Below are 12,269 nucleotides of genomic sequence, written 5' to 3' on the forward strand. Positions count from 1 at the left end.
AGGTCAGACTCTCCGGGGTCTGGCCTTTCCTGTATCTGCAGAGGCCGTTCTGCTAATTACGCTCGTTGTGACGGGAGCCGTATGTCAATACCACGCATGAAATCCTACCTATCGATGTTCGCCGCCGTGCTGATGCTCGGCCAGGTGCTCACCGCCCAGGCGGAGGAGGCCCTGCCGGACTTCACCACATTGGTCGAGCAAGCCTCGCCGGCGGTGGTCAACATCAGTACCAAGCAAAAGCTGCCCGATCGTCGCGTGGCTGCCGGTCAGATGCCGGATCTGGAAGGTCTGCCGCCGATGTTCCGCGAGTTCTTCGAGCGCAACATGCCGCAGCAGCCGCGCTCGCCGCGCGGTGATCGTCAGCGCGAAGCGCAGTCGCTGGGCTCGGGCTTCATCATTTCCCCGGATGGCTATGTGCTGACCAACAACCATGTGGTCGCCGATGCCGACGAGATCATCGTGCGTCTCTCCGATCGCAGTGAGCTGCAGGCCAAGCTGGTGGGCACCGATCCGCGTACCGACGTGGCGCTGCTCAAGGTCGATGGCAAGAATCTGCCGACCGTGAAGCTGGGCGACTCGGAAAAGCTCAAGGTCGGTGAGTGGGTGCTGGCCATCGGCTCGCCGTTCGGCTTCGATCATTCGGTGACCAAAGGTATCGTCAGCGCCAAGGGGCGTACCCTGCCCAACGACACCTACGTGCCGTTCATCCAGACCGATGTGGCCATCAACCCAGGCAACTCCGGCGGTCCCCTGTTCAACATGAAGGGCGAGGTGGTGGGTATCAACTCGCAGATCTTTACCCGCTCCGGTGGTTTCATGGGCCTGTCGTTCGCGATCCCGATCGATGTGGCGCTGGATGTCTCCAACCAGTTGAAGAAAGACGGCAAGGTCAGCCGTGGCTGGCTGGGTGTGGTCATTCAGGAGGTCAACAAGGACCTGGCTGAGTCGTTCGGCCTGGACAAACCGGCCGGTGCGCTGGTGGCGCAGGTGCTGGAAAACGGTCCGGCGGCCAAGGGCGGTCTGCAAGTGGGTGACGTCATCCTGAGCATGAACGGCCAGCCGATCGTCATGTCCGCCGACTTGCCGCATCTGGTCGGAGGTCTGAAGGACGGTCAGAAAGCCAAGCTGGAGATCATTCGCGAAGGCAAGCGCCAGACCCTGGACGTGACCATCGGTGCGTTGCCCGAGGACGACGCCGACATCGGCACGGGTGGCCAGGCGGGCGCCGAGCGCAACAGCAACCGTCTCGGTGTATCGGTGGCCGACCTGAGCGATGAGCAGAAGAAGTCGCTCGAACTCAAGGGCGGGGTGGTCATCAAGGAAGTGCAGGACGGTCCGGCGGCGCTGATCGGCCTGCGCCCAGGCGATGTCATCAGCCACCTGAACAACCAGGCGATCGGTTCGGCCAAGCAGTTCACTGAAATTGCCAAGGAACTGCCGAAGAATCGCTCGGTGTCCATGCGCGTACTGCGTCAAGGGCGTGCCAGCTTCATCACCTTCAAACTGGCCGAGTGATCGATTCAGTCTGAGAGAAGGGCAGCTGCGGCTGCCCTTTTTCACGAGTGGACCTGGTTTGACCTGAAAACCCCAATGCACCGAGCGGGTCAGCGGCGATACAGGAACCTCCCATATCCCGTCGGCTTGCGTTACAATGCCCGGCTATTTTTCGGCGGGCGTCCGGCTCGCAGCCTTATCGAGTGTTGATCTGTGAGTGATTTGAGTCATATCCGCAATTTCTCCATCATCGCCCACATCGACCATGGCAAGTCGACGCTGGCCGACCGTTTCATCCAGATGTGCGGCGGCCTGACCTCGCGCGAAATGGAAGCACAGGTCCTCGACTCCATGGACCTTGAGCGTGAACGCGGTATCACCATCAAAGCCCACAGCGTTACCCTGCACTACAAGGCGCAGGACGGCAAAACCTACCAGTTGAACTTCATCGACACCCCCGGTCACGTCGACTTCACCTATGAAGTGTCGCGTTCGCTGGCGGCGTGCGAAGGCGCGCTGCTGGTGGTCGATGCGGGTCAGGGCGTCGAGGCACAGTCGGTCGCCAACTGCTACACCGCCATCGAGCAGGGCCTGGAAGTGATGCCGGTACTCAACAAGATGGACCTGCCCCAGGCGGATCCGGACCGCGTCAAGGACGAGATCGAGAAGATCATCGGCATCGACGCCACCGATGCCGTGGCGTGCAGCGCCAAGAGCGGCATGGGCGTGGACGAGGTGCTCGAGCGCCTGGTGCAGACCATCCCGGCGCCGGTGGGCGACATCGAGGCGCCGTTGCAGGCGCTGATCATCGATTCCTGGTTCGACAACTACCTGGGTGTCGTCTCGCTGGTGCGTGTGCGCCAGGGTCGCGTCAAGAAGGGCGACAAGATCCTGGTCAAGTCCACCGGCAAGGTGCACCTGGTCGACAGCGTCGGTGTCTTCACCCCGAAACACACGGCCACCGCTGACCTGAAGGCTGGCGAGGTGGGCTTCATCATTGCCAGCATCAAGGACATTCACGGTGCCCCGGTGGGTGACACCCTGACCCTCTCCTCGACGCCTGAAGTCCAGGTGCTGCCAGGCTTCAAGAAGATTCAGCCGCAGGTCTACGCGGGTCTGTTCCCGGTCAGTTCCGACGACTTCGAGGACTTCCGCGATGCCCTGCAGAAGCTGACGCTCAACGACTCGTCGCTGCAGTACATGCCGGAAAGCTCCGACGCCCTGGGCTTCGGCTTCCGTTGCGGCTTCCTCGGCATGCTGCACATGGAGATCATCCAGGAGCGCCTCGAGCGCGAGTACGACCTGGACCTGATCACCACCGCGCCAAGCGTGATCTACGAGCTGGAGTTGAAGACGGGTGAAACCATTGTCGTCGACAACCCCTCCAAGCTTCCGGACGTCTCGGCGGTCACCGACTTCCGCGAACCGATCGTCACCGCAACCATCCTCGTTCCCCAGGAACACCTGGGCAACGTGATCACCCTGTGCATCGAGAAGCGTGGCGTGCAGCGCGACATGCAGTTCCTCGGCAGCCAGGTGCAGGTGCGCTACGACATGCCGATGAACGAGGTGGTGCTGGACTTCTTCGACCGCCTCAAATCCACCAGCCGTGGTTACGCCTCGCTGGACTATCATTTCGATCGCTACCAGTCGGCCAACCTGGTCAAGCTGGACGTGCTGATCAACGGCGACAAGGTCGATGCCCTGGCATTGATCGTGCACCGCGACAACGCGGCCTATAAAGGCCGTGCGTTGACCGAGAAGATGAAGGAACTGATTCCTCGGCAGATGTTCGATGTGGCGATCCAGGCAGCCATCGGCGGTCAGATCATTGCGCGGACCACTGTCAAGGCGCTCAGAAAGAACGTACTGGCCAAGTGTTACGGCGGCGATGTGAGCCGTAAGAAAAAACTGCTGGAGAAGCAGAAGGCCGGTAAGAAACGCATGAAGCAGGTGGGCAACGTGGAGATTCCACAGGAAGCCTTCCTTGCTGTGCTCAGGTTGGATAGCTAGGTCCTATGTCGCTAAATTTCCCGCTGTTGCTCGTCATCGCCGTAGCCGTCTGCGGTCTGTTGGGTCTGATCGATCTGCTGTTCCTGGCGCCGCGCCGGCGAGCGGCGATCGCCAACTACCAGGGCAGCGTCAGCCAGCCCGAAGTGGCCGTCGTCGAGCGCCTGAACAAGGAGCCGTTGCTGGTCGAATACGGCAAGTCCTTCTTCCCGGTGCTGTTCATCGTGCTGGTGTTGCGCTCGTTTCTGGTCGAGCCCTTCCAGATTCCTTCGGGGTCGATGAAACCGACCCTGGAAGTGGGCGACTTCATCCTGGTGAACAAGTTCTCCTACGGTATCCGTCTACCCGTGATCGACAAGAAGGTCATCGAGGTGGGTGATCCGCAGCGCGGGGACGTCATGGTGTTCCGCTATCCGAGCGATCCGAACGTCAACTACATCAAGCGTGTGGTCGGCCTTCCGGGCGACCGGATCCGCTACACCAACGACAAGCGCCTGTACGTCAACGACCAGTTGGTCGCCGAGCAACTGGTCGGCAGCGAAGCTGGCTCGCTGGGTAGCGCCGAGCTGTACAAGGAAAAACTCGGCGAAACCGAGCATCTGATCCGCAAGGAAATGAGCCGCTACCGCATGCCGCCGGACCAGCAATGGACCGTACCGGCCGGGCACTACTTCATGATGGGCGATAACCGCGACAACTCCAATGACAGCCGCTTCTGGGACGACCCGAACATCCCTCGCGAGCTGCATGGCATGGTCCCGGACCGCAACATCGTCGGCAAGGCCTTTGCGGTGTGGATGAGCTGGCCAGAGCCCAAGCTCAGCCACTTGCCGAACCTGTCGCGGGTGGGTCTGATCCATTGATACCCCTCGGCGCTGTCCACGGACGGCGCCGAATGCATTTCTGACATAGGCTGTGTTCTCAGGGATGAATCAATCCAGCGCCACGTTGTGGTGCGACACGGCCAAACAGTCTTTCAGGATGTTGATTTGAACGCGTTTAACAACGATGGGGTGGCCGCATGAGCGCTTCCCTCGAGCGCCTCGAGCGCAAGCTCGGCTACACCTTCAGGGACCGGGAGCAGATGCTCTTGGCGCTGACGCATCGCAGCTATGCCGGGCGCAACAACGAGCGCCTGGAGTTTCTTGGCGATGCCATTCTCAACTTCGTGGCTGGCGAAGCGCTGTTCGAGCGTTTCCCCCAAGCGCGAGAAGGCCAGCTTTCGCGCCTGCGCGCTCGCCTGGTCAAGGGTGAAACACTGGCCCGTCTGGCACGCGGCTTCGACCTGGGCGAGTACCTGCGCCTGGGTTCGGGCGAGCTCAAGAGCGGCGGCTTCCGGCGTGAGTCGATCCTGGCCGACGCCCTCGAAGCCCTGATCGGCGCCATCTACCTGGACGCCGACATGCAGACCGCCCGCGAGCGCATCCTCGCCTGGCTGGCGGGCGAGTTCGACGGCCTGACCCTGGTCGATACCAACAAAGATCCCAAGACCCGCCTGCAGGAGTTCCTGCAATCGCGTGCCTGCGAGTTGCCGCGCTACGAAGTGGTGGACATCCAGGGCGAACCGCACTGCCGTACGTTCTTCGTCGAATGCGAAGTGGTGCTGCTGAACAACAAGAGCCGTGGACAGGGCGTTAGCCGGCGTATCGCCGAGCAAGTCGCTGCCGCCGCCGCACTGATCGCCCTGGGCGTGGAGAATGGTAATGACTGAGAACACCCCGACCCGCTGCGGCTATGTGGCCATCGTCGGCCGTCCCAACGTGGGCAAGTCCACGCTGCTCAACCATATTCTCGGGCAGAAGCTGGCGATTACGTCGCGCAAGCCGCAGACCACGCGCCACAACATGCTCGGCATCAAGACCGAGGGCGATGTGCAGGCGATCTACGTCGACACCCCTGGCATGCACAAGGCCAACGACAAGGCCCTGAACCGCTATATGAACCGTAACGCATCGGCGGCCTTGAAAGACGTCGATGTGGTGATCTTCGTGGTCGACCGTACCCGTTGGACCGATGAGGACCAACTGGTGCTCGAGCGTGTCCAGTACGTGGAAGGCCCGCTTATTCTGGCGGTCAACAAGACCGACCGCATGGACGAGAAAGCCGAGTTGATCCCGCACCTGCAATGGCTTCAGGCGCAACTGCCGAAGGCCGAAATCGTGCCGATCTCGGCGCAGCAGGGGCATAACCTGGAGTCTCTCGAGGCACTGATCGCCAAGCACCTGCCCGAGAACGAGCATTTCTTCCCGGAAGACCAGATCACCGACCGCAGCAGCCGTTTCCTCGCCGCCGAACTGGTCCGTGAAAAGATCATGCGTCAGCTCGGTGCCGAGCTGCCGTACCAGATCACCGTGGAAATTGAAGAGTTCAAGCAGCAGGGGCATGTGCTGCACATTCACGCCCTGATCCTGGTCGAGCGTGACGGCCAGAAGAAGATCATCATTGGCGACAAGGGCGAGCGCATCAAACGCATCGGCTCCGATGCGCGCAAGGACATGGAAGTGCTGTTCGACGCCAAGGTCATGCTCAACCTGTGGGTCAAGGTCAAGGGCGGCTGGTCCGATGACGAGCGGGCGCTGCGCTCGCTGGGTTACGGCGACCTCTGAACGGCTCGCGACGGCGCAGCTTTCTATGAGCGCGTAGGCAGGCGCCGCGATTGACCTGGCCAAGTGGCGGTGTCGCCGTTTCCATGGGGTCACCCGCGCCTCCCGGTATCTTCGCTGCGTGAGATCGCCATGGACCAACCCACACCACAACTCGCCTACGTCCTGCACAGCCGCGCCTACAAGGAAACCAGTGCGCTGGTGGATTTTTTCACGCCCCAGGGCCGTGTGCGTGCCGTCTTGCGCCGGGCGCGGGGCAAGGGCGGCAGTTCCATGCGGCCGTTCGTGCCGCTGGAGCTGGAACTGCGCGGGCGCGGCGAGCTGAAGAATGTGGGGCGCATGGACACCGTCGGCCTCGCCGGTTGGCTCAACGGCGACGCGTTGTTCAGCGGCTTGTACCTCAATGAGTTGCTGATGCGCCTGCTTCCTGCCGAAGCCCCTTATCCCGCTTTGTTCGAACACTACGGTCTTACCCTGCAAGCGCTGGCGGCGGGTCGCCCCCTCGAGCCGCTGCTGCGTGCGTTCGAGTGGCGCCTGCTCGATGAGCTGGGCTACGCGTTTTCCCTGACCGAAGATGTCGACCAGGCCCCAGTGGTTGCCGAAGGACTGTATCGCCTGCAGGTGGATGCCGGGCTTGAGCGTGTCGAGCTGTTCCAGCCCGGACTGTTCAATGGCGCAGAGCTGCTGGCGCTGTCCGAGGCCGAGTGGGAAGCGCCGGGCGCCTTGCTGGCCGCCAAGCGCCTGATGCGCCAGGCATTGGCGGTCCACCTGGGGGCCAAGCCACTGGTCAGCCGCGAACTGTTTCGCAAGCGCTGAGCACGACGTATGCTGTGGGGCTCAATCTTCAGGAGAGCCTTTCGTGACTCAGAGCAACCGCATCCTTCTCGGCGTCAATATCGACCATGTGGCGACCTTGCGCCAGGCCCGCGGCACTCGCTATCCGGACCCGGTCAAGGCAGCGCTGGACGCCGAGCAGGCGGGGGCCGACGGTATCACCGTGCACCTGCGCGAAGACCGTCGGCATATCCAGGAGCGCGACGTGCTGCTGCTCAAGGATGTCTTGCAGACACGCATGAACTTCGAAATGGGCGTCACTGAAGAGATGATGGCCTTTGCCGAGAAGATTCGCCCGGCGCACATCTGCCTGGTGCCTGAAACGCGCCAGGAACTGACCACCGAGGGCGGGCTGGACGTGGCCGGCCAAGAGCAGCGGATCAAGGCCGCTGTGGAGCGCTTGTCGCGCACCGGCGCCGAAGTGTCCTTGTTCATCGATGCTGATGAGCGTCAGATCGAGGCGTCGCGCCGGGTGGGTGCGCCGGCCATCGAACTGCACACCGGGCGCTACGCCGATGCCCAGACCCCAAAAGAGGTGGCCGAAGAGCTCGAACGTATCGTTCAGGGCGTCGCTTTCGGTTTGGCTCAGGGTCTGATCGTCAATGCCGGCCATGGCTTGCATTACCACAACGTCGAAGCCGTGGCGGCCATTGAGGGCATCAATGAGCTGAACATCGGCCATGCGCTGGTGGCGCACGCACTGTTCGTCGGTTTCCCGGCCGCCGTTGCCGAGATGAAAGCGCTGATGCTCGCTGCCGCGCCGCGCCGCAACTGAATGCAATGCCCCTTGGGGCACTTGCGGCTCTCTATTTACGCGCCAGCAATGTGGCCCGGCGCGGCGCTGGCAGGCCTTCGATGGTCTTGCTGTGGTCGGCAGGGTCGAGGAAGTCGCTGAGCGACTGGTAGCGCATCCAATCGGTGCTGCGCTGTTCCTCGACGCTGGTGACGCTGACATCCACGCAGCGCACGTCGCTGAAACCTGCCCGGCGCAGCAGGCGTTCCAGGGCCGGCACCGACGGCAGGAACCAGACGTTGCGCATCTGCGCGTAACGGTCTTCGGGCACCAGCATTTGTTGCGCGTCACCTTCGATCACCAGCGTTTCCAGCACCAGTTCGCCGCCTTTGACCAGACAGTCCTTCAGCGCCAGCAGGTGCTCGATTGGCGAGCGACGGTGGTAGAACACGCCCATCGAGAACACGGTGTCGAACCCTTCCAGATTGGCCGGCAGTTCTTCCAGGGCGAAAGGCAGGTGCCAGGCCGGGAGGTGCGGGAGGTATTTACTGACAGCCTGGAACTGGCAGAAGAACAGCCAGTTCGGGTCTACCCCGACCACCAGGTCGGCGCCAGCGCCGAGCATGCGCCACTGGTAGTAGCCGTTGCCACAGCCGACATCCAGCACGCGTTTGCCGGTGAGGTTCAGGTGCGGGCTGACCCGCGACCACTTCCAGTCCGAGCGCCATTCGGTGTCCACGTGCACGCCGAACAGCTCGAACGGCCCCTTGCGCCAAGGCGACAGCCCCATCAGCGCCTGATGCATCTGCGCACGGCTGGCGGCATCGCAGTCGCTGTCCAGGCGCAGGCCGTCGACCAGGTCGAGGGTGCTCGGCGTCAAGGCGGGCAGCGCGTCCAGTGCGCCACGCCAGCGTTCCAGATCGCCGTGGCCTTTTTCCAGCTTGGCATCCAATTGCGCTTGCAGGCCTTGGGACCAGCGAGCCAGTGGGGTGCCCGCCAGACGGCGGACGAGGGGAGACAGATCGATCATGGCAGGGCTATCAGCGAGGCGAAGTTTAGGCATTGGAACCAGGGCACCACTTTGGAGAAACCGGCGGCGCGCAGGCGCTGCTCGTGTGTCTCCAGAGTGTCAGGCTTCATGACGTGCTCGATAGCGCTGCGTTTCTGGGCAATTTCCAGTTCGCTGTAGCCATTGGCACGTTTGAAGTCCAGGTGCAGGTCGTTGAGCAGCGCGTGGCTCTGCGCGTCGTCGAAGCGCAGCTTTTCCGAGAGCACCAGTGCGCCACCGGGTAGCAGCGCCTGGCGGATGCGGGCCAGCAAGTCGAGGCGTTCGTCTGGGGCGATGAATTGCAGGGTGAAGTTCATTGCGACGAACGACGCCGGCTCCAGCGACAGCGCCAGGATGTCGGCCTCCAGCACCTGCACCGGCAGCAGTTCCTGGAACATGGAGTCCTGGGCGGTGAGGTACTGGCGGCAGCGCTCGACCATCGCTGCCGAGTTGTCCACCGCCATTACCCGGCAGCCGTCAGCGCGCACATGACGACGCAGCGACTGAGTCACGGCGCCCAGCGAAGCGCCCAGGTCATACAAGACGCTATGCGGTTGGGCAAAGCGCGCACCCAGCACACCGATGTTCTCGACGATGGTCGGATAGCCGGGCACCGAGCGCTTGATCATGTCCGGGAACACGCGCACGACGTCTTCGTTGAAGACGAAGTCGGGTACCTGTTCCAGAGGCTGGGCGAATAGGCGGTCTGAGGGGTGGCTCACAGCGGGCTCGTGCAGTGGGTTGAAGGAGGCACATTCTAGCGAAAATCAGGGAACGCCGTCTGCGTGGCAGAGCAGTCTCGGGACATTTGTCAGTTTTTCCAATGATCAATGATCTGGCAGAGAGCAGTGTGTTTTCCTCCCCCAGGCTGAGCACCGTCCTGACTTTGTGAGCGGACGTAGACCGTTAAATTGGTTCCTCAGTAACGCGCTCTCAACTGCAGAAGCGTGTGAGTAGAGGGGAATAATCATGGCGTCTGATGTACCTGAGCAGCGGGCGGAGAGTTTTGCTTCAAAAGCAAGTCTGCCTTTCGATAAGCTCACAATGGATGAACGGGTCGAGTTCATCCCTCAGCAAATTTTCGATTTCAAAAAGAAAGAACCGGCTTTTCTATTCAGTCAAGACAACCTGCGCACCATCAAACGCTACCAGAGGGCGGTACGACAGCTGCCCAGTGAGCGGCGAGAGATGGAGGCGAACGTAAACTTTACAGCCTTGGCAATCAGTGCAGATGACTTCTGGTCTTTTCATGAGAATCTGCATCAGCACGTGGACGCCTGGGACGGCGTAGAAGATGCCTGTAAAAAAATGGGTGGCGACTTACAGGTTTTTTCCGAAAACTTTATCACTGAAGGTGTGAAGTTTATTACCGAGCTGAAGAACACGCAGGCAATGGACACGCTATTGCCAGCGATTCCGTCCGACAAGATTCCAAGGGCCGCGCTCTCGACAGCGGATATCACATCACTGAAGTCGGCGATCGATCTCTACCTGCCGACCATCCAGAGTGAAATTACGGAAATGCTCGCCACCATTCGCCACGTCAAGGCGCTGGTCGATCATTTCGGTGAGCAGATCGACAAGGTCTTGCATCCCAAGGGCTCTGGTCTCTTGGCATGTTTGAAGAAAGAAAGTGTCGACAAGAAGATTGCTACGATCGGCGAGCAGTTGATCGCGCTCGACACTGAGATTGAAAAAAAGGTGGCTCAATATGACAAATTGGTCGGCACGGCGTTTTTCGGGATTGCGTTCGGTCCGATCGGTTTGATCGTGACCGGAGGTATTTACGGGGCGCAAGCGGAAGTGGTGCGCAAGGATAAGAATGCATTGATCGAAGAGCGCGATATGTTGGCCACGCAGCAACGTGAACTGTTGGCCGAAATCGAAAATTTCGTGGCCTTGAAGAGGATGGTCACGGACATTAACTTCAGGTTGGTGGAAGTTCGTGCAGCCACCAAGAACTTGGAAGACGTCTGGGTGCTGTTGGAGTCCTACATGTCCGCTTCGATTAAAAAAGCCACCGCCGTTTCCAGTAACGTGGAACTGAAAAAGTTCATTGTGCAGTTTGAACGCGTCCTCTCGCCTTGGACCAATATTTTGAATATCTCCAAGCAGCTTTCGGCGATCTTCAACGAAGTACTGGGCGACGCCCTTTAAGGATGAATAATATGAAGAGTGCGAACGTCGAAACACCGTTGCCCGATGCCAAAGCGATGCTCAACATCGAGCGGCAGGCGTTTCAGATTTCCCACCATGGGATCGAATTGCTCCTTCCCGCTGTACGCGAACGCTTGCAGGACATCGCCGAAACCATCAAAAAGGCCAATGCGCGTTTTTGTGGGAATGTCACGCAGGGCCTGATCGATCTCAATCTCGACTTGGACCCGCTTGGCAGTGTCGCTACCGCCGAGCTCGATGAGAACGAACTCGTGACCCTGCGCGCCGACGTGCAGACGACTATCCGGCAGGTGCTGGCCAGCGTAGAGGCTGTGCGCACGTACTCGGTACCTGAGCTCACTGAACTGCAACGAACGGCGATACAAGACCTGCAGGAGAACGACAAGACGTTCAAGCAGGTCCAGAGCACGGTCAATACGCGCGAAGCCAAGTTGGCGGAGATAGACGATAGCCTTGCCACGCTCAATACGCCGACGGTCCGTCAAGCGCTGAGGAACCTGATTCCCGACGACAAGGACATCGATGTCATTCTGGGTCAAATGCAGACGCCTGGTATATCGCCGGATCTGATCAAGGCTGCCGTCGGCAAGCTGAACACGCATCTGGACCTACTGGAGCAGGGCCGTGAATACGCCAAAGTACTTGCGGTCAGAGCACAGATGGCGGACAAGCTCAAGCAGGAGCAGCAGAACCTGGCTGGTCTCAAAGCGCAGCTGGCGCAGAATAACGAAGTGATCACCCAATACGGCAGGGCCGGCGAACTGCTCGAGCTCCGCCAGCAGTGGTTGGTGCAGGGATCACTGTTCGTGGATGGGTGGAGTGCCGTGGATTCCGTCCTGAACAGCAAGGTAGAAGCGGGGCCTCTGTTAGTTGCCTTGCAAGCCGCGCGCGACTACCTGCTGACCGTGCGCAGACGCATTGAGGCGGTTTGATGCGGGTCATCTGACCCTGATCGCGCACTCGAACGTCTGCACCGGCTGCACTTCAGGCGCCCACGGTTGTTGATAGACCAATACCAGGTTGCCATCTCCCGGCGCGCTGGCCTGGAAACGCCAGGTGGATGTCCCGGCAACACCGACCAGACCGCTTTCTTCAGGGCTGCTGTACACCTCTGGACCGAGGCTGCGCAGCACGCTCGAAGCGGGATCCTTGACCTGCCAGCGGTATCCGGTAGTGGGATTGCTGGTCAGGGTGAGGGTCAGGTTCTGGCCTGGCGCCAAGCGCTTGGGGCATTCGCTCTCGGCGTCCAGTTCGACGGTCTGCCGGGACTGCTGGGCGCAGGCGGTCAGCAATGCAAGGCTCATGGGAAGCAATAGGCGGGGGAGGGTCATGGTGTCTCCTCAGGCGACGATGGCCTGAGGATAACCGA

12 protein-coding genes are annotated in these 12,269 nt (G+C 60.8%); 9 read left to right on the forward strand and 3 right to left on the reverse strand.

All coding sequences use genetic code 11. The annotated features are described in order from the left end of the window. Positions 1-96 precede the first annotated feature (96 nt). The 7 genes from Q6A47_RS08480 (at position 97) to pdxJ (ending at position 7,716) form a co-directional block, all read left to right on the forward strand. Entirely contained in the window at positions 97-1,515 is a 1,419-nt protein-coding gene (locus tag Q6A47_RS08480) for a DegQ family serine endoprotease (protein WP_369811442.1), read from the forward strand. A gap of 192 nt (positions 1,516-1,707) precedes the next feature. After that, complete coding sequence (lepA, locus tag Q6A47_RS08485) at positions 1,708-3,507, forward strand: translation elongation factor 4 (protein ID WP_029613914.1); 1,800 nt, start codon at positions 1,708-1,710, stop codon at positions 3,505-3,507. Positions 3,508-3,512: 5 nt separating this feature from the next. After that, positions 3,513-4,367 (forward strand): signal peptidase I, encoded by an 855-nt coding sequence (lepB, locus tag Q6A47_RS08490; RefSeq protein ID WP_029613915.1) that lies wholly within the window; start codon positions 3,513-3,515, stop codon positions 4,365-4,367. Between the two features lie 158 nt (positions 4,368-4,525). After that, positions 4,526-5,215 carry a ribonuclease III gene (gene rnc / locus Q6A47_RS08495; RefSeq protein WP_039575871.1) on the forward strand — a complete coding sequence of 230 codons (690 nt, stop codon included), beginning with the start codon at positions 4,526-4,528 and terminating at the stop codon, positions 5,213-5,215. Continuing rightward, entirely contained in the window at positions 5,208-6,110 is a 903-nt protein-coding gene (era, locus tag Q6A47_RS08500) for a GTPase Era (RefSeq protein ID WP_039575872.1), read from the forward strand. The genes rnc and era overlap by 8 nt, the downstream gene beginning before the upstream one ends. A 129-nt stretch (positions 6,111-6,239) precedes the next feature. Continuing rightward, positions 6,240-6,923: a DNA repair protein RecO gene (gene recO / locus Q6A47_RS08505; RefSeq protein ID WP_039575874.1), complete on the forward strand. Its 684-nt coding sequence runs from the start codon at positions 6,240-6,242 to the stop codon at positions 6,921-6,923. Between the two features lie 43 nt (positions 6,924-6,966). Beyond that, on the forward strand, positions 6,967-7,716 hold the full coding sequence (pdxJ, locus tag Q6A47_RS08510; RefSeq protein ID WP_029614108.1) for a pyridoxine 5'-phosphate synthase: 750 nt from the start codon (positions 6,967-6,969) through the stop codon (positions 7,714-7,716). Between the two features lie 31 nt (positions 7,717-7,747). Here the strand turns inward: pdxJ and cmoB are convergent, their stop codons facing one another. Both cmoB and cmoA read right to left on the reverse strand, forming a co-directional pair. Next, positions 7,748-8,704 (reverse strand): tRNA 5-methoxyuridine(34)/uridine 5-oxyacetic acid(34) synthase CmoB, encoded by a 957-nt coding sequence (gene cmoB / locus Q6A47_RS08515; RefSeq protein WP_039575876.1) that lies wholly within the window; start codon positions 8,702-8,704, stop codon positions 7,748-7,750. Beyond that, positions 8,701-9,444 (reverse strand): carboxy-S-adenosyl-L-methionine synthase CmoA, encoded by a 744-nt coding sequence (cmoA, locus tag Q6A47_RS08520; RefSeq protein WP_039575878.1) that lies wholly within the window; start codon positions 9,442-9,444, stop codon positions 8,701-8,703. The genes cmoB and cmoA overlap by 4 nt, the downstream gene beginning before the upstream one ends. A 247-nt stretch (positions 9,445-9,691) precedes the next feature. Here cmoA and Q6A47_RS08525 point away from each other — a divergent pair, with 247 nt between their 5' ends. Beyond that, entirely contained in the window at positions 9,692-10,879 is a 1,188-nt protein-coding gene (locus tag Q6A47_RS08525) for an alpha-xenorhabdolysin family binary toxin subunit A (protein WP_304483968.1), read from the forward strand. An 11-nt stretch (positions 10,880-10,890) separates the two neighbouring features. Beyond that, positions 10,891-11,832 carry an alpha-xenorhabdolysin family binary toxin subunit B gene (locus tag Q6A47_RS08530; protein ID WP_304483969.1) on the forward strand — a complete coding sequence of 314 codons (942 nt, stop codon included), beginning with the start codon at positions 10,891-10,893 and terminating at the stop codon, positions 11,830-11,832. Between the two features lie 6 nt (positions 11,833-11,838). Here the strand turns inward: Q6A47_RS08530 and Q6A47_RS08535 are convergent, their stop codons facing one another. Further along, on the reverse strand, positions 11,839-12,231 hold the full coding sequence (locus Q6A47_RS08535; RefSeq protein ID WP_029614103.1) for a protease inhibitor I42 family protein: 393 nt from the start codon (positions 12,229-12,231) through the stop codon (positions 11,839-11,841). Between the last annotated feature and the right edge of the window lie 38 nt (positions 12,232-12,269).

Source organism: Pseudomonas boreofloridensis (assembly GCF_030580795.1).
Taxonomy (GTDB): Bacteria; Pseudomonadota; Gammaproteobacteria; order Pseudomonadales; family Pseudomonadaceae; genus Aquipseudomonas; species Aquipseudomonas boreofloridensis.

What these genes read in the sequence shown, in the direction of transcription:
- Q6A47_RS08530 (WP_304483969.1), top strand. Translation starts at nt 10,891, where the DNA reads ATGAAGAGTGCGAACGTCGAAACACCGTTGCCCGATGCCAAAGCGATG.
- lepB (WP_029613915.1), top strand. Translation starts at nt 3,513, where the DNA reads ATGTCGCTAAATTTCCCGCTGTTGCTCGTCATCGCCGTAGCCGTCTGC.
- cmoB (WP_039575876.1), bottom strand. Translation starts at nt 8,704, where the DNA reads ATGATCGATCTGTCTCCCCTCGTCCGCCGTCTGGCGGGCACCCCACTG.
- Q6A47_RS08535 (WP_029614103.1), bottom strand. Translation starts at nt 12,231, where the DNA reads ATGACCCTCCCCCGCCTATTGCTTCCCATGAGCCTTGCATTGCTGACC.
- rnc (WP_039575871.1), top strand. Translation starts at nt 4,526, where the DNA reads ATGAGCGCTTCCCTCGAGCGCCTCGAGCGCAAGCTCGGCTACACCTTC.
- recO (WP_039575874.1), top strand. Translation starts at nt 6,240, where the DNA reads ATGGACCAACCCACACCACAACTCGCCTACGTCCTGCACAGCCGCGCC.
- era (WP_039575872.1), top strand. Translation starts at nt 5,208, where the DNA reads ATGACTGAGAACACCCCGACCCGCTGCGGCTATGTGGCCATCGTCGGC.
- Q6A47_RS08525 (WP_304483968.1), top strand. Translation starts at nt 9,692, where the DNA reads ATGGCGTCTGATGTACCTGAGCAGCGGGCGGAGAGTTTTGCTTCAAAA.
- Q6A47_RS08480 (WP_369811442.1), top strand. Translation starts at nt 97, where the DNA reads ATGAAATCCTACCTATCGATGTTCGCCGCCGTGCTGATGCTCGGCCAG.